This is a genomic window from Ruegeria sp. S263 (assembly GCF_056780525.1).
In genome coordinates this window covers 2696299-2722303 of record NZ_CM165558.1, presented here as the reverse complement: position 1 = coordinate 2722303, position 26005 = coordinate 2696299, and the positions used below count along the sequence as shown (strand labels likewise).

At 58.0% G+C, this 26005-nt stretch carries 26 protein-coding genes and 3 tRNA genes; 14 read left to right on the top strand and 15 right to left on the bottom strand.

What is annotated here, in order from left to right; genetic code table 11:
- Positions 1–181: 181 nt before the first annotated feature.
- Positions 182–265: transfer RNA gene (locus ACT2B1_RS13555), tRNA-Tyr, on the bottom strand.
- Between the two features lie 116 nt (positions 266–381).
- Between ACT2B1_RS13555 and rlmB the strand changes: the two genes are divergently transcribed.
- The 4 genes from rlmB to ACT2B1_RS13535 all read left to right on the top strand — a co-directional run bounded on the left by rlmB (position 382) and on the right by ACT2B1_RS13535 (position 2678).
- Positions 382–1155 (top strand): 23S rRNA (guanosine(2251)-2'-O)-methyltransferase RlmB, encoded by a 774-nt coding sequence (gene rlmB, locus ACT2B1_RS13550; RefSeq protein ID WP_481667930.1) that lies wholly within the window; start codon positions 382–384, stop codon positions 1153–1155.
- Positions 1136–1450: a hypothetical protein gene (locus ACT2B1_RS13545; protein ID WP_171239712.1), complete on the top strand. Its 315-nt coding sequence runs from the start codon at positions 1136–1138 to the stop codon at positions 1448–1450. The genes rlmB and ACT2B1_RS13545 overlap by 20 nt, the downstream gene beginning before the upstream one ends.
- 108 nt (positions 1451–1558) lie before the next feature.
- Entirely contained in the window at positions 1559–2008 is a 450-nt protein-coding gene (locus tag ACT2B1_RS13540) for a YHS domain-containing (seleno)protein (RefSeq protein ID WP_254428665.1), read from the top strand.
- A gap of 199 nt (positions 2009–2207) precedes the next feature.
- Positions 2208–2678, top strand: a complete 471-nt coding sequence (locus tag ACT2B1_RS13535; RefSeq protein WP_171122469.1) for a CoA-binding protein — start codon at positions 2208–2210, stop codon at positions 2676–2678.
- Positions 2679–2682: 4 nt separating this feature from the next.
- Here ACT2B1_RS13535 and ACT2B1_RS13530 read toward each other — a convergent pair whose 3' ends face one another.
- From ACT2B1_RS13530 to hisF, 3 genes are read right to left on the bottom strand one after another with little or no spacing between them, the layout of a single operon-like run.
- On the bottom strand, positions 2683–3249 hold the full coding sequence (locus ACT2B1_RS13530) for a hypothetical protein (protein ID WP_171122471.1): 567 nt from the start codon (positions 3247–3249) through the stop codon (positions 2683–2685).
- Positions 3250–3309: 60 nt separating this feature from the next.
- Positions 3310–3627, bottom strand: a complete 318-nt coding sequence (locus ACT2B1_RS13525) for a phosphoribosyl-ATP diphosphatase (RefSeq protein ID WP_171120606.1) — start codon at positions 3625–3627, stop codon at positions 3310–3312.
- Entirely contained in the window at positions 3624–4385 is a 762-nt protein-coding gene (gene hisF, locus ACT2B1_RS13520) for an imidazole glycerol phosphate synthase subunit HisF (protein WP_481667929.1), read from the bottom strand. Before hisF ends, ACT2B1_RS13525 begins: the two co-directional genes overlap by 4 nt.
- 118 nt (positions 4386–4503) lie before the next feature.
- Between hisF and ACT2B1_RS13515 the strand changes: the two genes are divergently transcribed.
- Positions 4504–4950 (top strand): DUF302 domain-containing protein, encoded by a 447-nt coding sequence (locus tag ACT2B1_RS13515; RefSeq protein WP_481667928.1) that lies wholly within the window; start codon positions 4504–4506, stop codon positions 4948–4950.
- A 1-nt stretch (position 4951) separates the two neighbouring features.
- Here the strand turns inward: ACT2B1_RS13515 and hisA are convergent, their stop codons facing one another.
- Positions 4952–5671 (bottom strand): 1-(5-phosphoribosyl)-5-[(5-phosphoribosylamino)methylideneamino]imidazole-4-carboxamide isomerase, encoded by a 720-nt coding sequence (gene hisA, locus ACT2B1_RS13510; RefSeq protein WP_171122473.1) that lies wholly within the window; start codon positions 5669–5671, stop codon positions 4952–4954.
- A 134-nt stretch (positions 5672–5805) separates the two neighbouring features.
- Between hisA and ACT2B1_RS13505 the strand changes: the two genes are divergently transcribed.
- Positions 5806–6207, top strand: coding sequence for a DUF2147 domain-containing protein (locus ACT2B1_RS13505; protein ID WP_171120614.1), 402 nt, complete (start codon positions 5806–5808; stop codon positions 6205–6207).
- Between the two features lie 4 nt (positions 6208–6211).
- Here the strand turns inward: ACT2B1_RS13505 and hisH are convergent, their stop codons facing one another.
- A complete protein-coding gene (hisH, locus tag ACT2B1_RS13500) occupies positions 6212–6850 on the bottom strand; it encodes an imidazole glycerol phosphate synthase subunit HisH (RefSeq protein ID WP_171120617.1) in 639 nt (212 codons plus the stop codon).
- Positions 6851–7438 (bottom strand): imidazoleglycerol-phosphate dehydratase HisB, encoded by a 588-nt coding sequence (hisB, locus tag ACT2B1_RS13495; protein WP_171120619.1) that lies wholly within the window; start codon positions 7436–7438, stop codon positions 6851–6853.
- A 155-nt stretch (positions 7439–7593) separates the two neighbouring features.
- On the opposite strand from hisB, the gene ACT2B1_RS13490 reads away from it, so the two are divergent.
- Complete coding sequence (locus ACT2B1_RS13490; RefSeq protein ID WP_050602861.1) at positions 7594–7833, top strand: Lrp/AsnC family transcriptional regulator; 240 nt, start codon at positions 7594–7596, stop codon at positions 7831–7833.
- A gap of 1 nt (position 7834) precedes the next feature.
- Here the strand turns inward: ACT2B1_RS13490 and ACT2B1_RS13485 are convergent, their stop codons facing one another.
- The 7 genes from ACT2B1_RS13485 to ACT2B1_RS13455 all read right to left on the bottom strand — a co-directional run bounded on the left by ACT2B1_RS13485 (position 7835) and on the right by ACT2B1_RS13455 (position 15145).
- Complete coding sequence (locus tag ACT2B1_RS13485) at positions 7835–8437, bottom strand: hypothetical protein (protein ID WP_481667927.1); 603 nt, start codon at positions 8435–8437, stop codon at positions 7835–7837.
- Between the two features lie 56 nt (positions 8438–8493).
- Positions 8494–9360, bottom strand: a complete 867-nt coding sequence (locus ACT2B1_RS13480) for a GNAT family N-acetyltransferase (protein ID WP_481667926.1) — start codon at positions 9358–9360, stop codon at positions 8494–8496.
- 84 nt (positions 9361–9444) lie between these two features.
- Positions 9445–9519: transfer RNA gene (locus tag ACT2B1_RS13475), tRNA-Gly, on the bottom strand.
- A 37-nt stretch (positions 9520–9556) separates the two neighbouring features.
- Positions 9557–9631: transfer RNA gene (locus tag ACT2B1_RS13470), tRNA-Gly, on the bottom strand.
- 332 nt (positions 9632–9963) lie between these two features.
- On the bottom strand, positions 9964–10347 hold the full coding sequence (locus tag ACT2B1_RS13465) for an MAPEG family protein (protein ID WP_481667925.1): 384 nt from the start codon (positions 10345–10347) through the stop codon (positions 9964–9966).
- Positions 10348–10424: 77 nt separating this feature from the next.
- Positions 10425–13862: a pyruvate carboxylase gene (locus ACT2B1_RS13460; protein WP_481667924.1), complete on the bottom strand. Its 3438-nt coding sequence runs from the start codon at positions 13860–13862 to the stop codon at positions 10425–10427.
- Between the two features lie 146 nt (positions 13863–14008).
- Complete coding sequence (locus ACT2B1_RS13455; RefSeq protein WP_481667923.1) at positions 14009–15145, bottom strand: alpha-hydroxy acid oxidase; 1137 nt, start codon at positions 15143–15145, stop codon at positions 14009–14011.
- Between the two features lie 246 nt (positions 15146–15391).
- Between ACT2B1_RS13455 and ACT2B1_RS13450 the strand changes: the two genes are divergently transcribed.
- Positions 15392–17785 carry an ATP-dependent helicase gene (locus ACT2B1_RS13450; RefSeq protein ID WP_171210409.1) on the top strand — a complete coding sequence of 798 codons (2394 nt, stop codon included), beginning with the start codon at positions 15392–15394 and terminating at the stop codon, positions 17783–17785.
- A 523-nt stretch (positions 17786–18308) separates the two neighbouring features.
- Here ACT2B1_RS13450 and ACT2B1_RS13445 read toward each other — a convergent pair.
- Positions 18309–18533, bottom strand: a complete 225-nt coding sequence (locus ACT2B1_RS13445; RefSeq protein ID WP_171122487.1) for a DUF1127 domain-containing protein — start codon at positions 18531–18533, stop codon at positions 18309–18311.
- A gap of 912 nt (positions 18534–19445) precedes the next feature.
- Between ACT2B1_RS13445 and mraZ the strand changes: the two genes are divergently transcribed.
- The 6 genes from mraZ to ACT2B1_RS13415 are packed head-to-tail and all read left to right on the top strand — an operon-like array spanning position 19446 to position 25990.
- Positions 19446–19949 carry a division/cell wall cluster transcriptional repressor MraZ gene (gene mraZ, locus ACT2B1_RS13440; RefSeq protein ID WP_170384396.1) on the top strand — a complete coding sequence of 168 codons (504 nt, stop codon included), beginning with the start codon at positions 19446–19448 and terminating at the stop codon, positions 19947–19949.
- Positions 19950–19953: 4 nt separating this feature from the next.
- On the top strand, positions 19954–20946 hold the full coding sequence (gene rsmH, locus ACT2B1_RS13435) for a 16S rRNA (cytosine(1402)-N(4))-methyltransferase RsmH (RefSeq protein WP_171239718.1): 993 nt from the start codon (positions 19954–19956) through the stop codon (positions 20944–20946).
- Complete coding sequence (ftsL, locus tag ACT2B1_RS13430; protein ID WP_171120635.1) at positions 20943–21311, top strand: cell division protein FtsL; 369 nt, start codon at positions 20943–20945, stop codon at positions 21309–21311. The genes rsmH and ftsL overlap by 4 nt, the downstream gene beginning before the upstream one ends.
- The gene (locus ACT2B1_RS13425) at positions 21308–23095 is read left to right on the top strand and encodes a peptidoglycan D,D-transpeptidase FtsI family protein (protein WP_171120637.1); all 1788 of its coding nucleotides are present in this window, start codon (positions 21308–21310) and stop codon (positions 23093–23095) included. The genes ftsL and ACT2B1_RS13425 overlap by 4 nt, the downstream gene beginning before the upstream one ends.
- Positions 23096–23117: 22 nt before the next feature.
- Positions 23118–24599, top strand: a complete 1482-nt coding sequence (locus ACT2B1_RS13420) for a UDP-N-acetylmuramoyl-L-alanyl-D-glutamate--2,6-diaminopimelate ligase (RefSeq protein WP_171239720.1) — start codon at positions 23118–23120, stop codon at positions 24597–24599.
- Positions 24596–25990 carry a UDP-N-acetylmuramoyl-tripeptide--D-alanyl-D-alanine ligase gene (locus tag ACT2B1_RS13415; RefSeq protein WP_171120641.1) on the top strand — a complete coding sequence of 465 codons (1395 nt, stop codon included), beginning with the start codon at positions 24596–24598 and terminating at the stop codon, positions 25988–25990. Before ACT2B1_RS13420 ends, ACT2B1_RS13415 begins: the two co-directional genes overlap by 4 nt.
- The last annotated feature ends 15 nt before the right edge of the window (positions 25991–26005 follow it).

The following is a 26005-nucleotide window of genomic DNA, read 5'->3' as shown; positions in this document are numbered from 1 at the left end:
AGTCGCATCGGGGCCACCGAATCGGCACATTCAAAGTAGGTGCTATTCCGTAAGTTTTCCAGACTCACACGTATAGTTGCGTGATTTTACGGTATTTTGCGAACAGTTGGCCAAATCCAACTCGATGTGATTGGACACAGGGCGGGTGTGCGTAAAGTGCTGATTTTGTTGGGAGTTGTAGTGGTGGGCGACCCTGGAATCGAACCAGGCGTGCGTCTCCGCGAGGGAGTTACAGTCCCCTGCCACACCTTGCGGCCTGTCGCCCACTGTCAGGCGTTGCACCTGACGTGGAGGCGTGATTACTAGCGCCTTAAAGGAGCGTCAACAGGAAAATATCGCTTTGGCGCAGGAAACCGATTTCCCGGCCCGGAGGCCCAAGAAATGAAGAAACCCAAGTGGGTCGTTGAAAAGGAACAGGCGCGCAAAGCTGCGGCGTCGGAAACCGTGTGGCTGTTTGGTTTGCACGCTGTGCGCGACGCCCTAATGAACCCGGATCGGCAGAAGCTGCGCTTGATTGTGACCCGAAATGCGCGGGACAAGCTGACCGAAGCCATTGAGTTTGCAGGGATTGAGCCCGAGATGGTCGATCCACGCAAATTCACCGCCCCGATTGATCCGGGGTCTGTGCATCAGGGCGCGGCATTGGAAGTGAAGCCCCTGGACTGGGGTGGGCTGGCCGAGAACTGTATCGGGCGAGAACATCCGCGCGTGATCCTACTGGACCGCGTGACAGACCCGCACAACGTCGGGGCGATTCTACGCTCGGCCGAAGTGCTGGGGGCCAGCGCAGTTATCGGAACGCGCCATCATTCGGCACCGGAAACGGGGGCATTGGCAAAAACTGCAAGTGGGGCGCTGGAAAGGCAGCCGTACCTTCGTGTTCGCAATCTGGCCGACGCAATAGTCGAGTTGCAGGGTATGGGCTTTATGGTGCTGGGGCTGGACGGCGAAGCGGACCTTACGATAGAGGCCACTTTGGACGGCAAACTGGATCGCCCGGTGGCGTTGGTGCTTGGCGCCGAAGGGCCGGGTTTGCGCCAGAAGACCAAGGAAACCGTTGATCATCTGGTGAAAATCGACGCAGCGGGTGGGTTCGGGTCCTTGAACGTCTCAAACGCGGCTGCGATTGCCCTATATGCCTCAAGGCACAGATAAACAGGAGAGCACCATTTCCACGCCCTCAAAAATCGCCACCTGCTGCTACTGTGGAACCCGCGCGGCGCTGGTTCTAAGGGGAAAGCAGCGTCATGAGCTAAGTTGTTCAAGCTGCGGCGCGCCTCTGCACGACCTGAAAATGGTGCCCAAGCGCAAACTTTCGGACAGCAAGCCGGTTCGTAATGCCGCGAAAACCCAGCACCCGTACAAGAACAAGAAGAAAAAGAGGAAGAAGGGTTTGTTTTCGCGCGTTCTGGATGAAGCCTGGGACGTGGTTGAAGATATCTTTGATTGAGGGGACGTATTCGCATCTCAGGCGATCACAAACTCGTTAATGGGGGTTTCGGATGTGTCAAAAAATTGCAAATTGATACACTGAACCCCAAACCATGACTTGGTGATTATGAACCGACGTTTCCTACTTGGCGCGATGGCCGCCACCCTGTTTGCTCCGGCGGCGTTTGCCCAGGACATGCCCGTCTTTTATCAGACGGACGGGGCAGTTATGGCCGGATATGATGCGGTTTCGTATTTCACCGAAGACACCCCGCGCCTTGGGCTTCCTGAATTTTCGGTAAAGTGGAAGGGTGCCGAATGGCACTTTGCCTCGGCCGAGAATCGCGATGCTTTCGAGATGAACCCAAGGGCCTATGCGCCCCAGTTCGGCGGATACTGCGCGTATGCCATGGCGATGGGAGAGTTGGTGAGTACAGACCCGAAGCTTTGGACAGTGATTGACGGACGGCTGTACCTGACGCACTCACCTGGGATCGAGCAAGTATGGAACACCGACACTGCAGAATACATCCGCATGGCCGAAGCACATTGGCCCACCGCGCTGTACGAGCAATAGGCGGGTTTCCGCTTTTTGTGATCTGTCATCACAAAATTGCGCACCCCCTCTTTTTTTCTCTCAACTTATGCCTAAATGTCACAGTGACCGCGGAACGGAACTGCCGCGGGTCATTTCACTGTCCCTCGTTCCAACAACTTGCGCTCAGGTTTTTACCTGGGCGCTTTTTTATTCTGTGTCGTCCGAATAGGGTGGGCGCATGACCGAATACTCTGATGCGTTTCTGAAAGACATCCTCCAGCGAACCAAGTCGATTGCCGTTGTCGGTGTTTCGATGAATCCGGTGCGGCCAAGTTACTATGTGGCGCGTTACCTGTCACTCAAGGGGTATACCGTTATTCCCGTGAATCCGGGCCATGCAGGTAAGGAGCTGTTTGGTCAAACAGTGCGGGCTTCGCTGTCTGATATTCCAGAGCAGGTGGATATGGTGGATATTTTCCGGCGCTCAGAAGCAGTTCCGCCAATCGTTGATGAGGCGCTTGGGGCATTTCCTGGTCTACGCACAATCTGGATGCAGATTGGCGTGGAAAATGACAAAGCCGCCGCCGTAGCCGAAGCACGCGGTGTTGATGTTGTGATGAATCGTTGCCCGAAAATCGAATATCAACGCCTTTTCGGAGAACTGCGCATGGGCGGCTTCGCGACCGGGGTCATATCGTCCAAGCTTTGAATGTTCAGGTGCCAGGCAGGGGCTTCAGTCGCGCGACCTGCTCTAGCCGTCGCTTTTCCAGAACGATTTCGCGCGGCACCCACTCGTATTTTGTATCTTCCGGCAGCGGAGACCAGAATAAGGTGCCACCGTACCGCCAGGGGTCCAGTACGACACCATCATACATAGTTTCCCCTTTGCGGCTGATGATGGCGGTACTGTGGTCGATGCGGAACGGGTTATCTGCATTGGCGATGGCGCGATGCATCTCCAGCGTTTGAAAGCCTTCCTGATCCAGCCGCCGTTCGATGTCTTCCGCCCAATGCCAGCACAACCCCCGGGGGCGCAAACCCTTGTTGACCTTGGCGTTGTGAATCAGTGGGGGATCGGTGATTTCGTATTCCTGTGCTAACTGCGCGGTATAGGAATAAGCGATGCGCGCCGCACGCTCTGCTTCTTCGGGGTCGATATCCGGGCCAAGGCTGCGAATTTCGGCCGCAAGCCGCTGAACCTCGTCTCCGGTTGACGGCGGTGCGACTGAACAGGCCCCCAGTATTCCAAGCGCAAATACAAACGCCAAAGCTTTGATCATATCCGCGCCTTCAATCCGTGAACCTTGCCGAACCACATTACGAGATTGCGAGGGCAGGCGTCACCCCTTTGGTCGCGCTGCCTTTTCTTCCAGGCCGCTGACGCCCTGACGCCGCGCCAGCTCATCCAACACATCGTCCAAAGCGACGTCACGCGCGGCCAGCATTACGAGAAGATGATACAACACATCCGCAGCCTCAGACGTCAGTTTTGCCTGATCGCCTTTGACAGCCTCGATAATCGCCTCGACGGCCTCTTCCCCGAACTTCTCGGCGCATTTTTCCGGGCCTTTGGCCAGCAGCTTGGCGGTCCAACTGCTGTCTGGATCAGTCTTTTTGCGGGCCTCAATGGTTGCGGCCAGATCTTGCAGGATGCTCATGTCAGCCTCATCGGAATACCTGCGGCTGCCATATGCTCTTTGGCCTCGCGGATTGTGTACTCGCCGAAATGAAAGATCGAAGCGGCAAGAACAGCGCTTGCGCCGCCTTCGGTCACGCCTTCTACCAGATGGTCGAGATTGCCAACACCACCAGAAGCGATAACCGGAACGTCTACGGCGTCGGAAATGGCGCGGGTCAGAGGCAGGTTGAACCCAGCTTTCGTGCCGTCGCGATCCATCGAAGTTAGCAGGATTTCCCCGGCACCCTTGGCGACCACGGTTTTCGCGAATTCAACTGCGTCGATACCTGTGGGCTTGCGCCCGCCATGGGTGAATATCTCCCACTTTCCGGGGCGGACAGTTTTGGCGTCGATCGCGCAGACGATGCACTGGCTGCCAAACTGATCCGCCGATTCCGCGATCACATCCGGGTTCGCCACAGCCGCCGAGTTGAAGCTGACCTTGTCAGCACCGGCCAGCAGCAGGGCGCGCACGTCTTCTTTGGTGCGCACACCGCCGCCCACGGTCAGAGGCACAAAGCACTGTTCGGCAGTCCGTTGGACCACATCGAACATGGTGCCTCGGTTTTCATGGGTGGCGTGGATATCGAGAAAACAGATCTCATCGGCTCCGGCCGCGTCATAAGCTTTTGCCGACTCTACCGGATCGCCCGCATCACGCAGGCCAACAAAATTGACGCCCTTGACCACACGGCCATCGGCGACATCCAGACAGGGAATGATGCGGGTTTTTAGCATGTGGTATCCTCTATAGCGGGCACCTCTAACGGCAAAGCCCCGCCGATGCCAGACTTGTGATTGCCGCACGGCGCAAAGCTGTGAAAACTGGTGTGAAATTCAATAAAGGAATTCCGATATGCACAAACTGATACTGGCAACGTTTCTGATTTTCGGAGGTACTCTGTCCGCTATGGCTGACGATATTATCAAAATCCCTACAGACAAATCTGTCGCTGAAGCACTGGATGCGCTCGAGGCAGCCGTTGGCAATGCGGGCGCAACCGTATTCGCCCGGGTCGACCATGCAGCCGGTGCCGAAAAAGTTGGTACCCCGATCCCCGCCAATCAGGTCCTAATCTTTGGCAATCCTGAGTTGGGCACACCCGCGATGCAGATCGACCCGAGGGCCGGCCTGTTCCTGCCGTTGAAGGTTCAGGCTTATCAAGACGCTGATGGTCAGGTTTGGCTGGCCTATGAAGACCCCAAAGAGACAATGGACGAGTTGGACGAGGTCGAGAATTCGCCGGTGATCGAAAAAATGCGCGGCGCATTGGCCAAGTTGACTGCTGCGGCCACGCAGTAACCTAGTTCAGGGCGCGGATGGCTTCGGCCAGATCAATCGCGCCGTCGTAAAGTGCGCGCCCTGAAATCGCGCCGTCCAGCTCCACGCCGCAATCACGCAGAGCGATCAGATCGTCCAAAGAGCTGACGCCGCCTGACGCGATCACTGGAATTGACACGGCCCGGGCAAGGTCGGCAGTTGCCTCGATATTGGGGCCCTGCATGGCTCCGTCGCGGTTGATGTCAGTATAGATGATGGCCGCAACGCCCGCGTCCTCGAAGCTGCGGGCAAGATCGGTTACTTGCACGTCCGTTTCTTCGGCCCAGCCTTTGGTGGCAACCATGCCGTTGCGGGCATCGATGCCCACGGCGACCTTGCCGGGGAATTCACGCGCCGCCTCGCGCACCAGGTCAGGGTTCTCTACTGCCACAGTGCCCAGAATAACCCGCGCCAGTCCTTTGCTGATCCATGTTTCGATGGTGGCCATGTCGCGGATGCCGCCGCCCAGTTGTGCGGGTACGTTGCAGGCCGCCAGAATCGCCTCGACCGGTGCAGCATTGACAGGCTCGCCCGCGAAGGCACCGTTCAGATCAACCAGATGCAGCCAGTCACAACCGGCATCAACGAAGGCCTTGGCCTGCGCCGCAGGGTCTTCGTTGAATACGGTTGCCTTGTCCATTTCACCGCGCAGCAGGCGCACGGCCTGGCCGTCTTTGAGGTCGATAGCGGGGTAGAGGATCATTTTGGGCGGCCCTATATCGGAGTTGTACGCGCGGGATATCGCACAAGCCGGATAGGGGATGCAACGCGACGTGGGGTTAATCTTGCCGGTTCGGTTGCTGCGCGACACAGTACCGCCATCTAAGGGAGAACATCATGAAACACTCAATCATTGCAGCGGCAGCCCTGTGCGTTTTTTCCACGGTAGCATCGGCTGACCCAGTTGACGGTCTGTGGAAGACCGAACCCGGCGACGAAGGCGGCTATCTGCACGTGACGATTGCACCGTGCGGCAGTGCGATCTGCGGTACCATCGACACCGCGTTTGATGGCAACGGCAATCAGCAACTTTCCTATGAGAACCTGGGCAAAAAGATCATCTGGGACATGGAGCCCGAGGGCAACGGCGCTTATGACAACGGCAAGATCTGGGCGCCGGACCGGGACAAGACCTATAACTCGAAGATGACGCTGGACAGCCAGAATGCGCTGACCGTCAAGGGTTGTGTCGCGGGTGGTCTGGTCTGCCGTGGTCAGACCTGGACCCGCGTTCAATAAGGGCTCAGGGGGCCCAGGTAAGGAAATTCCCGATCATACGCAGGCCCACATCCTGGCTTTTTTCGGGATGAAATTGCATACCAATCATCGTGTCGCGGCCGATCACGGCCGTGACTTCCTGACCATAATCCACATAGGCCAGCCGTTGCGCCGGATCGGTGACGCGAAAATGGTAGGAGTGGACGAAATAGGTATGGTCGCCCGACTTCACCCCGTCAAAGACCGGGTGATCACATTCGAGAACCAGATTATTCCAGCCCATATGCGGCACCTTTAGCGCGCTGTCAGAAGGGGCGATGCGCACCACGTCCCCGGCAACCCAGTTCAGACCGTCAGTCTCGGTGTATTCATGGCCTTTTGACGCCATCAGCTGCATCCCGACGCAGATACCCAGAAACGGTCGCCCCTTTTGCTCAACCGCCTCGACCATGGCGTCATAAATACCTTTGTGGCCCCGCAACTCGGCAGCGCAGGCGGGAAACGCGCCGTCGCCCGGCAGAACCAGACGATCCGCGCGCGCAACGACGTCTGCGTCCGAGGTCACAACCACCTCGCCCGCATTCAACTCGCTCGCCATGCGTTGAAACGCCTTCTCTGCCGAGTGCAGATTGCCGCTCTCATAGTCGATAATGGCTGTCAGCATTTACAGCGCGCCCTTGGTGGACGGAATCGCATCGGCCTTGCGCGGGTCGGTTTCAACCGCCAGACGCAACGCGCGCGCGACCGCCTTGAACGCTGCCTCGGCAATGTGGTGGCTGTTGAACCCGTGCAATTGGTCGATATGCAGTGTGATGCCGCCATGGGTGGCCAGCGCCTGAAAGAACTCACGCACTAATTCGGTGTCGAACGTGCCGATCTTGGGCGTGGGCAGGTCGACATTCCAGATCAGGAACGGACGGCCAGACAGGTCCAGCGCGCAGCGTACCTGCGCATCATCCATAGGCAGGTGGCATTCGCCATACCGGCGGATGCCCTTCTTGTCACCCAACGCCTGCGTCAGCGCCTGACCCAGCGCAATCCCCGTATCCTCGACGGTGTGGTGGTCGTCGATGTGGTAATCACCCTTGGCGCGGATCGTCATGTCGATCAGCGAATGGCGCGCAAGCTGGTCCAGCATGTGATCGAAGAACCCGACGCCTGTCTGGTTGTCATACTGGCCGGTGCCGTCCAGATTGACCTCGACCGAGATTTCGGTCTCGGCGGTCTGACGGCTGATCTTTGCGCTGCGCATGGGCGAATTCCTTTTGCTACAGCCGCGCTTATAGACGCGGAGGGGCAGCACTTTCCAGACCGCATCTGTCTTTCCCGCCAAACTGTTGCAGGGGATTGCACCCCGGCGCGGCCCGTGCCAGCCTGCAAGCAACCTGAACAACCAAGGCTCGGCCCATGTCCACCTGCGTCTTCATCCAAATCCGCTGCAAACCCGGCACAACATACAAGGTGGCCGAGGAAATCGCCCTGCGCGAAATCCATTCCGAGCTGTATTCGACCAGCGGCGAATACGATCTGCTGCTAAAGCTCTATATCCCCGAGACCGAAGATGTCGGGCATTTCATCAACGAACATCTGCTGGTGATACCGAATATAGAAAGGTCGCTGACCACGATGACATTCAAGGCGTTCTAGATCAGGCGACAGTCTCGGCGGGCGGGTCCATCGGTATGGTCCCGCTTAGAAAAACGCCTCCGCGCGATTGACGGTCTGTCGCGCCCGCACGCAGAAAGCGCTGACATCCAAAAAGCACCATGAGCGGAACCGCCAGCGTTATCAGGTAGTTCTGTCCCATGGCTGCGGACCAGACAATCCCGGCGACGCACAGCGCCAACATTGCCGTGGAATGGATGCGCGTTTGCTTGGCGCTTTTTGCGTCATAGGTCAGAAAGCCTTTGGCTGTGAACAGGGTCAACACAACGCCCGTTAAGAAAACACTGCCCAGCACAAGTGAGTTGATATTGCCGATCAATAGATCAGCTGCGTTCCGGCTGCCGGACAGCACCAGAATTTCGATCAAAGGTGTTATGACCACCATGAAAATATTGATCCCCAACAAGATGGGATGTGCGCGCAGAACCCGTTTGACATACGCCAGGCACACAAGGGTCGCGAGCACGGTTCCGACCCACCCGGCCAGACGCAAATCGTCAGTGGCACGGGACAGGATCAAAAAGCTGATCCCCGGCAGGTTCTCGAACATGTCCTGCAACAGCCGTTTTTGGTGTTCTCCCAGCATGCATAAAGTCCCTGCGCATAAGGTTGGACGTCGAAGCGGGGTCTCGAAACCTGGCGTTAGCCAAGTTCGAACGTGGTCACTCCGAAGATTCGGTTGAGGTCAATTTCCGGTTCGTGATCGGAATACATCCGGGCGGTTTCGAAGACTTTGGTCAACCCTAACTGTCTGGCCATTGCAAACGCGGCATCGTTGGGTTGTGGCATGTCGACAAAGACGTCGTGATCGTGATGATCTTGGGGTACAGCGGCCAGTAAGCTGGCCAAAAGTGCCTGCGCGATGCCAACCTCATCCGCAAAAAGTGGACCAACCTTGTAACCCGATCGGCAGGGGCGCAGGGTGGCATAGCCCTTTATCTGACCGTTCTCGGAATAAACGCGTGAAATATGATCCGATGCGCCCAGCCAGCTTTGCAGGAACGCGTCGCGCGGGGCAGGGAACAATTTACGATCATAGGCGCGCAGCGCGTTTGTGGCAGATTCCAGTGGTGCAACGCCGTTACCCAGCACCTGACCAAGTTCCGGTAGGACTTCACCGATGGTCCCGCCGAACCGATAATTGTTATAGGCAAAGGAAAAGCCTGACTTTCGGTAGTTGTCCTGCTGCTCGACCACGCCATCCAGCCCCATATTGCGCCCCTCGCAATGCGCTAGAGCATGCTGCGCGATCTCTAGCCCGTGACCGTGGTGACGAAACTCGGGGCGCACGATGTAAAAACCCAGGAAGGCAAACGCGTCATCGTAGTTCACCGCTGAGACCGAGGCGATCATGTCCCCATCAAGGAACCCGCCCAAGAACCCTTCCGGGTCAGTGGAGCGGAAACATTCCGCATCGCGCAAGCCCGGATTCCATCCTTCGCTGCCTGCCCAATCGACGGCATACTGCATCTCTACGGCCGAAAGGGGCCGGATAGAATAATCTGACATCGTTAAAATCCTGCAATCGTTAATGCCAATACAATGGCGCAACATTCGGCAGGAAACCAGAAAAGTTTAGGAAACAATCGTATCTGGAGCGGGCGAGGCGATTCGAACGCCCGACCCTAACCTTGGCAAGGTTATGCTCTACCCCTGAGCTACGCCCGCATCAGATACATATGTATCGGTCCTAAAGACCTCTCAATGGAGCGGGCGAGGCGATTCGAACGCCCGACCCTAACCTTGGCAAGGTTATGCTCTACCCCTGAGCTACGCCCGCGCCGTTGAGTGAGGAGGGATGTATAAATTCCCAAGCGGGGCTGCAAGCGGAAAAACGCATCTCTTGGAAAATTTCTTTTTTGGCGACGGAACTCTTCTGTGAATGCGTTGAAGGTTCAGAGAGTTGCAAAAAACGACGGAGGTGACAGGTGAAACCCAAAGAAAGATACAAAATCACGGCATTGGCCATTTTAATGACAATTGCCGCGATCTTATCGCATATTCCAGCAGAGCAGAGCGTCGAGCCAACTCAGGTCTGGACGTCGGCCCATACGATAGTGTCCAAACCTCTGACAGGTTGAACGCCTTTCGGCGTTTCAGCCCGAGAACAACTCAAAGCGCTAGAACAAGGTTGGCGACAGCAGCAATCAGCAAAACAGCGAATGTCAGAATCATGCCCATCTGACGCAGAATGACGATCTGCGGTGTTTTGCCGAACCCATAGGCGTGGAACACCCTGCCCGTCAGTAGGCCAAGGCCCAGAATGTTCACCAATACGCCCCCGGCACCCTGAAGCTCGACCATCGCGATCAGCAACAAGGCAAACGGCGCGTATTCCGCAAAGTTGGAATGCGTGCGAATGGACTTGAGCATACTGTCGTCACCAGAGTCGCCGTAGGAAATCTTCTGTGTCCGGCGCGTATTGATGACCCATCCGCTGAGAAAGACATAAACGATTGCCAGCAAAGCGGCGTAGATCGGTGAAATGGACAACATGGTTTCCTTCCTTAACTTACGAAAAAGGCCGCCCGGTTGTCCGAGCGGCCCGTCACTTGATCATGAAACTAGAGCGTTCACTCCAGTTCGACCAGCAGGTCCTTTGCGTCAATCTGGCCTCCGGGCTGGACATGAGTGGCCTTGACCACCGCGTCACGTTCGGCATGGATGCCGGTTTCCATCTTCATGGCTTCGATGGTTAGCAACAGATCACCTTCTTTGACCTCTTGACCGGCGGATACGGCTACGGTCGCAACAACCCCCGGCATTGGCGCGCCGATATGGTTGGGATTGCCCGCCTCGGCCTTGGGTTGGGCCTGTGTGGATGACGTCACCAGTCTGTTGGGAACCCGGATCACGCGGGGTTGGCCGTTGAGTTCAAAGAACACTTTGACCTCACCATTCTCGTCAGTCTCACCGATCGCCTGACAGCGGATTTCCAGCGTCTTTCCGGGGTCGATTTCGGCCGTGATCTCTTCGCCGGGGTCCATGCCATAGAAGAAGGTGCGCGTGGGAAGGGTCCGGACCGGACCATAGACCCGGTGGCGGCCCATATAGTCGAGGAACACCTTGGGATACATCAGGTACCCGTTCAGGTCCTCATCATCAACCTCTTTACCTTCCAACTGTTTGGACAACTCGGCGCGGGTGGCCTCAAGATCGACGGCGGGCACGTCCTTGCCGGGGCGTTCGGTGTTGGGTGCCTCATCCTTCAGCACCTTCTTGATGATCGTATCGGGGAACCCGCCCGGAGGCTGACCCAGATTGCCGCGCATCATATCGACGACCGAGTCGGGGAATGCCACATCCGTATCCGCGCTTTCCACGTCATCGCGAGTCAGGCCCTGGCTGACCATCATCAGCGCCATGTCACCCACCACCTTGGACGAGGGCGTCACTTTCACGATATCACCGAACATCTGGTTCACGTCCGCGTACGTCTGCGCGACCTCGTGCCAGCGTTCCTCCAGCCCCAAAGACCGTGCTTGCGCCTTGAGGTTGGTAAACTGACCGCCGGGCATTTCGTGCAAATACACTTCAGACGCCGGGGCCTGAAGGCCGGATTCGAAGGCCGCGTACTGACCGCGCACGGCCTCGAAATAATCGCTGATCTCACGGATCGCCTTGATGTCCAGCCCGGTGTCGCGATCGGTGTGGCGCAGGGCCTCGACCACGGTGCCCAACGTCGCCTGAGAGGTGTTGCCGCTGAAACTGTCCATGGCGCAATCCACCGCGTCCACGCCCGCCTCGGACGCCGCCAGAATGGTGGCGCTGGCGATGCCTGCGGTGTCGTGGGTGTGGAAATGGATCGGCAGCCCAACCTCTTCTTTCAGCGCGCGGATCAGAATCTTGGCCGAGGCTGGCTTCATCAGCCCCGCCATATCCTTCAGTCCCAGCACATGCGCGCCCGCGTCGCGCAGCTCTTTCGCCATGCCGACATAATATTTCAGGTCATACTTGGCACGATCGAGGTCCAGAATATCGCCGGTATAGCAAACGGTGCCTTCACAGATTTTGCCGTTCTCGACGACTGCATCCATAGCTACTCGCATATTCTCGACCCAGTTGAGCGAGTCGAACACACGGAACACGTCGATGTTCTGCGATGCTTGCCGGACGAACTCCTGCACCACATTGTCGGGATAGTTGGTATACCCAACCCCGTTCGCGCCACGCAGCAGCATCTGGGTCATCAGGTTCGGCATCGCCTCGCGCAGGTCGCGCAGTCGTTGCCACGGGCATTCCTGAAGGAACCGATAAGCCACGTCGAACGTCGCACCGCCCCAGCATTCGACGCTGAACAGTTGCGGCAGGTTCGCCGCGAAAGTCGGAGCGACCTTGATCATGTCGATCGACCGCATCCGGGTGGCCAGCAGCGACTGATGCCCGTCGCGCATGGTCGTGTCGGTGATCAGCAACTGCCGCTGGGCCTTCATCCAGTCAGCCACGGCGTGCGGACCTTTTTGTTCAAGCAGGTTGCGCGTGCCCATCTGCGGCTCGGCCTTCAGTGCGGGGGGCTTAGCCTCTTTAAGATCGGCGCGGGGTTCGGGGCGGTCCTTGGTTTCGGGATGCCCGTTCACGGTGATGTCCGCGATATAGGTCAGAACCTTGGTGCCCCGGTCGCGGCGGCGCTGAAAGCTGAACAAGTCGGGCGTCGTGTCGATGAATTTGGTGGTGTATTCGTTCGACAGGAAGGTCGGGTGTTTCAGCAGGTTGATAACAAAGTCGATATTGGTGCTGACGCCGCGAATACGGAATTCGCGCAGGGCGCGGTCCATCCGCGCTATTGCGGCCTGCGGCGTGGGGGCCTTGGCCGTCACCTTGGTCAGCAACGAGTTGTAATACCGCGTGATCACCCCACCTGCGTAGGCCGTGCCTCCATCCAGACGGATGCCCATCCCGGTGGCTGAGCGATAAGCAGTGATGCGGCCATAATCGGGGATGAAGTTGTTCTGCGGGTCCTCGGTGGTGACGCGGGTCTGCAGCGCGTGGCCGTTCAGATGCACATCCGACTGGCTGGCCGCTCCGGTGGCCTCGGCCAGAGTCTTCCCCTCGGCGATCAGAATCTGCGCCTGCACGATGTCAATGCCCGTGACCTCTTCGGTGACGGTGTGTTCAACCTGAACGCGGGGGTTTACTTCGATGAAGTAGAACTTGCCGGTTTCCATATCCATCAGGAATTCGACCGTGCCCGCGCATTCGTAGTTCACATGGGCGCAGATCTTGCGGCCCAACTCACAGATCTCTGCACGCTGTTCGTCGGAAAGATACGGGGCAGGGGCGCGTTCCACGACCTTCTGGTTGCGGCGCTGCACCGAGCAGTCGCGTTCATAGAGGTGGTAAATCTCACCATGCTTGTCGCCCAGAATCTGCACTTCGACATGGCGGGCGCGGGTGATCATCTTTTCCAGATAGCCTTCGCCATTGCCAAAGGCGGCTTCGGCCTCGCGGCGGCCTTCCAGAACTTTTTCTTCCAGCTCATCCTCGGATTCGATGGGGCGCATCCCGCGTCCGCCGCCGCCCCAAGATGCTTTCAGCATCAAGGGATAGCCGATCTCGGCGGCCTCAGCACGGATCGCATCCATGTCGTCACCTAGGACCTCGGTCGCCGGGATGACCGGCACGCCTGCCTCAATCGCAACGCGCCTGGCACTGGCCTTGTCACCAAGGGCGCGCATTGTTTCGGCCTTGGGGCCGATGAAGGTGATGCCGTTTTGCACACAGGCATCCACGAAATCGGGATTTTCCGACAACAGGCCGTAACCGGGATGGATCGCATCAGCACCGCATTCCTTGGCGACGCGAATGATCTCATCAATGCTGAGATATGCTACAACCGGGCCCATCCCTTCACCGATGCGATATGCCTCATCCGCCTTGAAGCGATGCAGGCCCAGCTTGTCTTCTTCGGCGAAGACAGCGACGGTGCGTTTGCCCATCTCGTTGGCCGCGCGCATCACGCGAATGGCAATCTCGCCGCGATTGGCGATCAGGATCTTGTTAAAGTCGGTCATGTCAGGTCCCGGTCCTACTTCTTTGGCCGTGTTGATAGGCGGACAATACGCGCACGTAAATCAGTCGTTCTGGGTAGAACCGGCATGTTAACGCTCGCAAACGCCTTCTGTTAGCGCTATCTTATTACACGCGCTGCGCTGCGGCATCAATCCAGTGTTAGGCTAGGTGGGATCTGCCCCAGATTTTCGGCGCCCAGTTGGCCCATATTCGCCTGTAGATCCTGCCGCAAAATGTCGATCACATGCGCTGGTCCATTCTGACCTAATGCGGCCAAACCGTACATGAAGCCACGGCCCAGCATGACAAAATCAGCCCCAAGTGCCAGCGCACGCAGTATGTCCAGCCCGCTTTCAACCCCGCTGTCGAAGATAAGGGGAAGGTCGGTCGCCGCCCGGATCGCTGGCAGGGCCTCAATACTGGATGGTGCTGCATCAAACTGCCGCCCCCCGTGATTCGAAATCCAGATCGCGTCAACACCGGCCTTCTTAAGGGGCTCTGCGTCCTCGGCCCGCATCACGCCTTTGACGATTAGGTTGCCATCCCATGCATCCCGCAGCCAGTGCACATACTCCATATCCGGCGATGTTCTAAGCAGATACCCGACATGCGCCGTCGGGGGCAGGTTGCTGGAGTTGTCGGTGTATTTGTCCAGTGTCCGCATCCTTGGCGGGCCACTACGTGCCATTGCCATGGCCCATGCCGGACGCTGCGCAATCTGCATTAGCAAGCGCGGGGTCAGTTTAGGCGGGTTGGTCAGGCCAGACCGCGTCTGGCGTTCGCGTCGTGACGCAACGGGAACATCAGCAGTCATCACCAGTGTCGAAAATCCCGCCTGTTTTACTCGATCCAGCAAGTCCCGGCGAATGTCGGGGTCTTTTGGCGGGTAAAGCTGAAACCACGCATTCTGTCCCAGATGAGGGGCCACATCCTCGGGGCTTTGCGTGGCGACGTTTGACAGGGTAAAGGGCAGGCCAGCCGTCGCTGCCGCCCGGGCTAACAACTCCTCGGCGTCGGGCCAGATCAACCCCGCCATGCCGATCGGTGCGACTCCAAACGGCAATGGATAGGTTTGACCCAAAAATTGACGCTGTGTGTCAAACTCCAACGGGCCATGCAGGATCGACGGCAGAAACCCCATGCGATCCAGTGAGACCCTGTTGCGTTGCAAAGTTGCCTCGGACCCGGTTCCGCTATCCAGATACTCCCACACGAAATGCGGAATCCTGCGTTTGGCGCGGCGTTTTAGGTCGGCAATTCCGGGATAGCTGCTGTGTAGGTCCATACGGATTGATCAGACCTAAGGCGCGATTCGGCAAGCACATTACCCTTTTGGCGCGTTTGGTTTCACTTTCTGGCACCCGTAAATCCGACGGTAAACAGCGCACACAAGCGTTGAAAGAAGGCCAACGGTCTGTCGGGCCACCATACCAATCCGAGTAGAATTGGTGTGAAATCAATGCGGAATGTCTTGTGAACAAGGCGTGAACAAACTCTTTCCCTCGCGGCGTAACCAGCGTAGTTTGACGATATGAGCAGTTTCGACGAAATGGACGCCTTCGAAGGCGCATCGCTGTCTGCGCGGGCCATGGCCGCGCGGCCTATGCCTTATCTGGACGAATTGAATCCAGCGCAGCGTGAAGCTGTCGAGCGGTTGGATGGTCCTGTGCTGATGTTGGCTGGTGCCGGGACAGGTAAAACCAAGGCGCTGACGGCGCGGATAGCCCATCTGCTCAGTACTGGACGCGCGCGACCCAACGAAATTTTGTCGGTCACTTTCACCAATAAGGCAGCGCGCGAGATGAAAGAACGTGTGGGCCGCCTGCTAGGACAACCCGCCGAGGGGATGCCGTGGCTGGGGACGTTTCACTCGATCTGCGTCAAGCTGCTGCGCCGTCACGCGGAACTGGTCGATCTGAAATCGAATTTCACCATTCTGGATACGGATGATCAGCTACGGCTGCTCAAGCAACTAATCCAAGCGGCCAATATTGATGACAAACGCTGGCCCGCGCGAATGCTGGCGGGGATTATCGACGATTGGAAGAACCGTGCTCTGACACCCGATAAGGTGCCCGCTGCAGATGCGGGGGCGTATAACAACAAAGGTATTGCGCTGTATGCCCAATACCAAACCCGCCTACGCGAGCTGAACGCGGTCGATTTCGGTGACCTCCTGTTGCACATGGTCACGATTTTTCAGACCCACGCGGATGTTCTTGAGCAATATCAACGCTGGTTCCGGTACATTCTGGTGGACGAGTATCAGGATACCAACGTCGCCCAATACCTGTGGCTGCGGCTGTTGGCCGGGGCGCACAAGAATATCTGTTGCGTGGGCGATGATGACCAGTCGATCTATGGCTGGCGCGGGGCCGAGGTGGGCAACATCCTTCGGTTCGAAAAGGATTTCCCAGGCGCGTTCGTGGTGCGGCTGGAACAGAATTACCGCTCGACCCCGCATATTCTGGCCGCAGCTTCGAACGTCATTCGCGGCAATGAAAACCGTCTGGGCAAAGAGCTGTGGACGGATGCCGAAGACGGCCACAAGGTCAATCTGATCGGCCACTGGGATGGCGAGGAAGAGGCCCGTTGGATCGGTGAGGAAATCGACGCCTTGCAGGGTGGAACGCGCGGAATTCGTCCTATGAATCTGGATGAGATCGCCATTCTTGTCCGCGCCTCGCACCAGATGCGCGCGTTCGAGGATCGGTTTCTGACCATTGGCCTGCCCTATAAGGTGATCGGTGGCCCTCGGTTCTATGAGCGGATGGAGATTCGCGATGCCATGGCCTATTTCCGGCTGGTGGTCAGCCCCGGCGACGATCTGGCGTTTGAGCGAATTGTGAACACGCCGAAACGAGGTTTGGGCGACAAGGCGCAGCAGACGATCCAAATGACCGCGCGTGAACACGGTGTTTCGCTGGTCGATGGCGCGCGGATTGCGGTCGACAATGGGCTAATTAAGGGTAAAGGTGGCAAGGCGCTGCGCGAGTTAATCGAGGGGCTGGCGCGCTGGAACGCGATGACGCGCGGCCCGAGGATTGAGGTCGAGGATGATACGGTCATCGACAACGGCGCACCCCTTCGTTTTGGTGAGCCTGAAGTATCGCATATCGAACTGGCGCAGATCATTCTGGATGAATCCGGCTATACGGCCCATTGGCAGAATGAAAAGACGCCCGAGGCACCGGGGCGGTTGGAAAACCTCAAGGAACTGGTCAATCAGTTGGACAATTTCGAGAATCTGCAAGGATTCTTGGAACATGTCAGTCTGGTTATGGATAACGAGCAGGACAGCGACGGCGCCAAGGTCTCGATCATGACGCTGCATGCGGCCAAGGGGTTGGAGTTTCCAGCCGTGTTCCTGCCGGGCTGGGAGGATGGCTTGTTCCCGTCACAGCGGTCAATGGACGAATCCGGTATCAAGGGGCTCGAGGAAGAGCGGCGCTTGGCCTATGTGGGAATTACCCGCGCCGAAGAAGTTTGCACGATTTCCTTTGCTGCAAATCGGCGGGTGTTCGGGCAGTGGCAGAACTCCATGCCTTCGCGATTCATTGATGAATTGCCGGAAGATCACGTGGAAGTTCTGACGCCTCCGGGTCTTTACGGTGGGGGGCAGGTTACGGCCAGCATCGAAAGCCGAGCAGCCGAAGCGAATGTCTATAATTCCCCGGGCTGGAAAAGGATGCAGGCGCGTCAGGGGCAATATGGGACGTCTCAGCCCCGCGAAAGCCGGAACACTGTGATTGATGCGACAGCGGTGGCCAGTTTCACCTTGGGTGAACGGGTTTTTCACCAGAAGTTCGGCTATGGCGCGGTGATTGGCATTGAGGGTGACAAGGTCGAAGTCGATTTCGACAAGGCCGGGGTGAAGAAGGTCGTCTCGCGGTTCTTATCTGCCAAGGATGACGTGCCGTTCTGAGTTATTGCGAGGCTCTGCCTCGCGCTCCGAAGTATTTTAACAGAAGAAGCAGGGGGCGTTTGCGTCCCCTTTTTTGTTTTTGGGCAAAGAAAAACGGCGGTTTCCAGGGAGGAGGAGAGGAAACCGCCGTTCTTTGCAACATCGAGACAGGGAGGAGGAGAGTCCCGATGTATCCGAACCCGGGTTTGATCCCGGTATGTGTAAGTCGCGACGACACCAGGGAGGAGGAGAGGTGTCGTCGCGCTCTTTCAACATCAGGGCAGGGAGGAGGAGAGCCCCGATGTATCCGTCTCCGGGTCTGATCCCGGTATCTGTAAGACGCGGCGACGTCAGGGAGGAGGAGAGACGTCGCCGCGCGCTTTCAACACCGGGAAAGGGAGGAGGAGTACCCGGTGTGTCGGTTTCCGGCAGGTTGGGCCGGTATTTGGTGCAGCGGCATCAGGGAGGAGGAGAGATGCCGCTGCTGTAATACAGGTCCTAAAGGGAGGAGGAAGGACCTGATCTCGGTTATGTCGTGCCGCGATTAACGCGCGGCGAATTCTTCTGCGGCCTGAAGTGCCAGCCGGCGGATCATCGAGCGGTGCAGGCCCAGATCGGCCAGTTCGCGGTTCGAAAGTTCAGACAGTTCATTTACGGTCTGACGATAGACGCGGTGACGCGCGTACCGGGCCTTTGCGGCCTCGATCAACGAAGCCAAGCCGGTTGCGGGCGCGTTCTTCAGCGCAGTATGATGTGTTGCTACAGCCATGTGCGTAACCCGGTTTGTATGTTGTCGCCGGAGTGTTCCAGCGCTTGCTTGGTTACAAAAATAGGCAAATGCTGCGCCTGCACAATAGCCTACGTAGTCATTGCTGCTATGCAGCAAACGCATGGATATCAACAAGTTGTAAACCTTGCGGTGAAAGTGCCTTTAAAATATGACTTTTGGCCGCTTGCGCATGAGGGGCATCGCCTCGGCGCGATTTCAGGGTGCATGGGTTTGCCCCTTGATTGGGCGGCATATTCCGAAATTTGTGCATATTGTAAATCCCGTCTTGAGAGTTGAGGCGCGGGCTGGGCGAAATTTAGAGCTATGGGAATTCGTGGGCGCGCCGTGGGCTGCAGTTGAATTTAGGTGGTGCAGCCATGTCTGAGGCTGGGTGATTCGACTAATTTTGTGCGGTGTTGCCGTGTGGTTGGGCTGGGAATCACAAAAATTGAAAAATTTTTGGGAAATCATGGGATAGATTGGGTCAACGTGACTTCAACTATATGTGGTGCCTAAATTCTGCAGGCAGACAATTTATGGTGCAATTAGTGGTCTTTCCTTTTGGTTGCGGCCTTATTAGGATGGGTCTTCAGTCATGAGCGGGCGAATTTTCCTATTGATTTCCATGAATTCCCATGTCATCCCTTATGCATCCGATGAGGACGAGGCACATGGGGCACCAAACGACCCCGAACCAATAAAATTCAGGTTTCATACAGGCATCTCGCTTTCATCACTCAAGAGATCCGGCGCGCGGGCGAGCAGACATCCCCCCAGGTGGCGCGCGCAGCTGGACTTCCCGCTCAGCGGGTCAATGCGGCGGGTTGATCAGTGGCAGCAGATCAACCCGCCGTTTTTCATCCGGGGGGAACGTGAATTTTAGGTGGGGCGCAAGCGAAAGGGACAGTCGTCTTGGCGCGCAGGTTTAGAGGTGAAAGCCACCATAAGGTGGACACGAAGGGCAGGGTCTCGATCCCGGCCTCTTTTCGCCGTGTGCTTGAATCCTGTGACCCCAATTGGCAGCCCGGCGATAATCCAGAGCTTGTTATTGTCTACGGCGATCACCGCCGGAAGTTTCTTGAATGCTATACGATGCGGGCGATCGACGAGGTTGATGACAAGATCGACGCGCTGCCGCGTGGTTCGATGCAGCGGAAACTGCTGCAACGCATGTTCCACGGTCAGTCTTTCCCGACCACGGTGGATGAGACCGGTCGTCTGGTGTTGCCTGCTAAGTTGCGCAACAAGATCGGACTTGAGGGCGAGGCGTTCTTTATTGCCGCCGGGGACACGTTCCAGATTTGGAAGCCCGAAACATATGAATCGGAAGAACTGGCTTCGGCCGAAGAATGGTTGGACGAACAGCCAGGGGACTTTGACCCTCTGGAGTTCCTAGACGGCACCGGGGATGCGTAACGGCATGGCCGGCGCTGAAACCCCCACCGAAAAACCCCACATCCCTGTCCTTCTGCGTCCGTTGCTTGCGACCGTGGCGCCTGTCTCGGGCACCTGGCTCGACGGCACCTTTGGAGCGGGAGGGTACACGCGCGGCTTGCTGGAAGCCGGGGCCGAGAAGGTTATCGGTGTGGACCGTGATCCGCTGGCATTTGAGATGGCCGCTGATTGGGTGGGTGGATACGGTGACCGACTGGTGATGCAGCAGGGTGTGTTCTCTCGCATGGATGAATACGCACAGAATCTGGATGGGGTGGTGTTGGACCTTGGGGTCTCGTCCATGCAGTTGGATCAGGCGGAGCGTGGTTTTTCCTTCATGAAAGACGGTCCGCTGGATATGCGGATGAGTCAGGAAGGCGAGAGTGCTGCCGATTTGGTCAACACAGCGACCGAGGCGCAACTGGCCGACATCCTTTTCCATTTTGGCGAGGAACGCGCTAGCCGCCGGATTGCCAAGGCGATTGTGAAGGCGCGGGCCGAGGCGCCGATTACCACAACACTGCGACTGGCTGAGATTATCGAATCCTGCCTCCCGCGTCCGAAACCGGGTCAATCGCATCCGGCGACACGCAGCTTTCAGGGCCTGCGGATCGCGGTGAACGCGGAATATGAAGAGCTTTTCCAAGGGCTTATGGCTGCGGAACGTGCTTTAAAGCCGGGCGGGCAACTGGCTGTTGTGACGTTCCATTCTATCGAGGACCGCATGGTCAAACGGTTCTTTCAGTCACGTGCTGGCAAGACTGGGCGTGCAAATCGCTATGCGCCTGAGGTGGAGCAGGACCAGCCGCAGTTTACGCTTAAGACGCGCAAGGCTGTTGGACCGGATGAACAGGAATTACAGGAAAATCCACGCGCGCGCTCGGCCAAGCTGCGTGTCGCTGTGCGGACCGAGGCACCGGCGGGGGAAATTGATGCCCGCGCCATTGGGATGCCGCAACTTGGGGGAAGGGCAAAATGAAAAGTGTTTTGTATGCGTTGACTGCCTTGGCCGTGTTCGGATTGGCGCTTTGGGCGTATCAAGAGAACTATCGCACCCAGCAGGTCGTTAAGGAAACGCAGAAGTTGCAGCGCGAGATTGGCGTGGCTCAGGTCCGGCTTGCGGTTTTGAACGCGGAATGGGCGTATCTTAATCGCCCTGATCGACTGCGCGAACTGGCCGATCTGAATTTTGAACGTCTGGGTTTGCTACCCCTTCGTGCCGAGCAGTTCGGGCGCGCTGACCAGATTGCATATGCAGAAGACCCTGACTTGCCGATCGTAGACCCGTTTGAGCTGCAGTCGCTGACTAACATTCAGGCTTTGGGCGAGGTGCAGATCCCATGACGCGCACGCCCCTCCGACCTCTGGCCCGTATCCTTGATGCACGCGCGCGGGGGGAAAACCCCAAGGCCATCGAACGTGAAAATATCAGGAAGCGCCACGAAGACATGAAGGATCACGCCCGCGCCCGTGCAGAAGGGCGGCTTCTGGTGCTTGGCCTGTTCTTTTTCTGTGCCTTTGCAGTGGTTGGGTTTCGCATGGGGATGCTGGCAACATCCGAGGCGCAAGAGCCGCTGGCCAGCGCCCCCGGTGCCGCGATTGCCATGCAGCGGGCCAATATCGTCGACCGCGAGGGGCGTATTCTGGCAACCAATCTGGACACCTATTCGGTCTATGCCCAGCCGCCCCTGATGATCGACCCGGTGGCCGCCGCTGATCAGTTGGTCGCGATTTTCCCTGATCTGGAAAAAGAACGTCTGGTCAAGGATTTCACCGGCGACCGCAAGTTCCTGTGGATCAAAAAGCGTATCTCGCCGGAACAGAAACAAGCCGTTCACGACATCGGTGATCCCGGCATTCTGTTCGGCCCGCGTGAGATGCGGCTGTACCCCAACGGCAAGCTGGCCGCGCATATTCTTGGCGGATCGGGATTCGGGCGTGAAGGCGTCAGCGCAGCCGAGGTGATCGGTGTTGCCGGGGTCGAGAAACAGTTTGATGACTATCTGCGCAACCCGGCCAATGGGAACAAGCCGCTGCAACTGTCATTGGACCTGACCATTCAGGCTGCGGTCGAGCAGGTTCTGTATGGCGGCATGAATATCATGAACGCCAAGGGTGCCTCGGCCGTTTTGATGAACGCGCATACGGGTGAAGTGATCTCGGCGGCGTCGTTGCCGTCATTTGACCCAAACGACCGTCCGCGCCCGCCGACCTCGGGGTTTGATCCGTCTGACAGCCCCTTGTTCAACCGCTATGTGCAGGGCGTGTACGAGCTGGGATCAGTTTTCAAGATCTTCACGGCCGCGCAGGCGGTGCAACTGGGGCTGGTGAATTCTGAGACAATCATCGACACGTCTGGGCCTATGCGGATCGGACGCTTTCCAATTGGTGAGTTCAACGGCAAGAACTACGGTAAAATCAGCGTCGCGGATGTGATTGTTCACAGCTCGAACCGGGGTACCGGACGGCTGGCGCTGCAAATCGGCGCGCAGCGTCAACAGGAGTTCTTGCGCGCGCTCGGCATGTTCGAACCCACACCGTTTGAGATTGTCGAAGCCGCAGGTGGCGAGCCCCTCAAGCCCAAGAAATGGGGCGAGTTGAGCACTGTGACCATTTCCTATGGCCATGGGCTGTCGACCAGCCCAATGCATCTGGCAGCCGGTTACGCGGCGATCGCCAATGGAGGGCACTATGTTAGCCCAACGGTGTTGCGTAAGAACGGCCCTCAGTATGGTCCCCGTGTGCTGTCACATGGTGCCGCGCTTCAGGCGCAAAAGATGTTGCGCAAGGTGGTCACGGACGGAACGGCGAGTTTCGGGGACGTGGCGGGGTATGATGTCGCTGGTAAAACCGGCACAGCCGACAAGCCTAAGCCACGCGGTGGTTACTATGATGACAAGGTTATCGCGACCTTCGCGACGATTTTTCCGGCCTATGATCCTAAATACGTTCTGATCGTCACGCTGGACGAGCCGTCCATTGTTGCCTATGGCGAAAAGCGCCGCACGGCGGGCTGGACAGCGGTGCCCGTGGCTGCCGAATTGATCGGTCGTGTCGCGCCTTTGCTGGGCTTGCGTCCCCGGCTTGAGCCTGAGGCGCGCGCTGCTATAACGCTGACCTCAAATTAGACTGTCCGGCAAGAGGTGGGCGATGGGCACAAGGACAAAGAAACTCAGCCAACTGGCCCTGACCGCCCGAGGTGGCGCAAACCCGGAAATTACCGGGCTAGCCGTCGATAGCCGAGAGGTTAAGGAAGGCTACTTGTTCGCAGCCCTTCCCGGAACGCGGGTTCACGGGGGCGAGTTTATCCAGTTCGCCCTGCGGATGGGCGCTGCGGCCATCCTGACGGATGCCGAGGGTGCTGTGATCGCGGCGGATGAGTTGTCGGGCTCGGATGCGGCGCTGGTCGTCGTTGAAGACCCTCGTCAGGCGCTGGCGGGATGTGCGGCGCTTTGGTTTGGCTCTCAACCGCAGACTATCGTTGCCGTGACCGGGACAAACGGCAAGACGTCGGTCGCGACCTTTGTACGTCAGATCTGGATGGAGCTGGGCCACGCCGCGGTCAATCTTGGCACAACCGGTGTCGAAGGTGCCTGGACCGCGCCTCTGGCCCATACCACGCCAGAGCCTATAACCCTGCACCGTTGTCTCGCAGAAGCGGCAGAAAACGGTGTGACCCATGCCGCGATGGAGGCGTCGTCGCACGGTTTGGAACAACGGCGCCTGGACGGGGTGAATCTGACTGCGGCGGGCTTTTCAAACTTCACGCAGGACCATCTGGACTACCACGAAACGTTTGAGGCCTATTTTGCGGCCAAGGCCGGTCTGTTCGATCGCGTTCTGCCGCAGGACGGAACCGTCGTTATCAACATGAGCGACCCCAAAGGGCTGCATGTCCGTAAGATCGCCGAAGACCGGGGGCAGGATGTGCTGACCGTTGGTTTGGGTGATGCAGACCTGTGTCTGATGAACCAGCGTTTCGATGCCACGGGTCAGGACCTGCGCTTTTCGTGGAAAGGAAAGGTCTTTCAAACGCGCCTGAACCTGATTGGGGGATTTCAGGCCGAGAATGTCCTTTTGGCCTGCGGGCTTGTGATCGCGGGCGGAGATGATCCCGAGCGCGTTTTTGAAACCTTGCCGCACCTGACAACCGTGCGTGGACGAATGCAACTGGCTGCAACGCGAGAGAATGGGGCGGCGGTGTTCGTGGACTACGCCCACACGCCGGATGCGGTTGCGACTGCGCTCAAGGCGATGCGCCCGCATGTCATGGGTCGGCTGATTGCAATCGTTGGCGCGGGTGGCGATCGGGATGCGGGAAAGCGCCCTTTGATGGGCAAGGCCGCGGCGAACAACGCCGATGTGGTATTTGTAACGGATGACAACCCGCGCAGCGAAGACCCCGCAGTGATCCGCGAGGCCGTGATGCAAGGGGCACCGGGTGCAACCGAAGTCGGAGACAGGGCCGAGGCCATTCTCCGCGGTGTCGATGCCTTGCAACCCGGCGACGCGCTGCTGATTGCAGGCAAAGGGCATGAAACAGGCCAGATTGTTGGCGATCAGGTTCTGCCATTTGACGATGTGGAACAGGCCAGCATAAGCGTCGCTGCACTTGACGGGAGGGTCGCATGACTTTGTGGACCGCATCCGAAGCCGCCGAAGCAACCGGTGGGCGTGCTACAGCGGATTGGACAGCAAACGGCGTGTCCATTGACACGCGAACCCTGCAGCCCGACGATCTTTTCGTAGCGTTGACAGCGGCGCGTGACGGGCACGAATTCGTTGCGCAGGCATTGGAAAAAGGGGCAGGTGCGGCGCTTGTGTCCCGTGTGCCCGAAGGTGTGCCCGAAGATGCGCCGCTGCTGATCGTGGACGACGTTCAAGCAGGGTTGGAGGCGCTGGGGCAGGCCGCGCGTGCGCGCACGGATGCGCGGGTGATGGGCGTTACGGGCAGTGTCGGGAAAACCTCGACCAAGGAAATGCTGTCTACTATCTTGGAAACGCAGGGAAAAACACATGCCAGCGTTGCCAGCTACAACAATCATTGGGGTGTTCCTCTGACATTGGCCCGGATGCCGCGCGACACCGACTACGCGGTAATCGAGATTGGCATGAACCACCCCGGAGAGATCGCGCCCTTGGCAAGGCAGGCCCATCCCCACGTGGCATTGGTAACGACCGTGGCGGCTGTCCACCTAGAGGCGTTCGAGTCCGTTGCCGGAATCGCCCATGAAAAGGCTGCGATTTTCGAAGGTCTGACCAAAGGTGGCGCGGCGATCGTCAACGCGGATGTGGAACACGCAGAAATTCTACGCGAGTGTGCAATGGAAAACGGGGCTGGGGTCGTAGAGTTCGGGCGATCCGCTGTGGATTATGTGCTGAAAGATGTCACGCAGGCCTCGGATTCGGTACATGCGTCGGCGACCGTGGGCGATGTCCCATTCAAGTTTGACGTACAATCTGCCGGCACGCATTTTGCGATGAACGCGCTGGGGGCATTGGCCGCCTGTGTAGAGATGGGCGTTGAACTGGACGACGCGATTACTGGGTTGGCCCGGTGGTCTCCGGTCAAGGGGCGCGGGGTGCGAGAGCAGATTGCGCTGATTGCGGGCGGTCAGGTCGAATTGCTGGACGACAGTTATAACGCCAACCCAACCTCGATGGAGGCCGCGCTGGATGTGCTGGCCGCGTCGCAGGGTGACCGTAGGATCGCGTTCTTGGGCGATATGAAAGAGTTGGGCGCACAAGAAGCCGAAATGCACGCCAATATGGCCCACGTGGATGCCATGCAACGTGTTGATCGTGTTCACTGTATCGGCCCACTGATGAAGACGCTTCACGACGCTTTGCCGGACGAAAAACGCGGCCTCTGGTTTGAAACCAGCACTGAAATGGTCGCGCGTTTGCCAGAGCTGATCCGAGCCGGTGATACCGTATTGGCCAAAGGCTCACTGAGCATGGCTTTGGCACAGATTGTTGACGGTTTGCGGAAAATGGGGCAAGGGAGCGCGCCTGACCCATGATCGCCGCACGAGAAA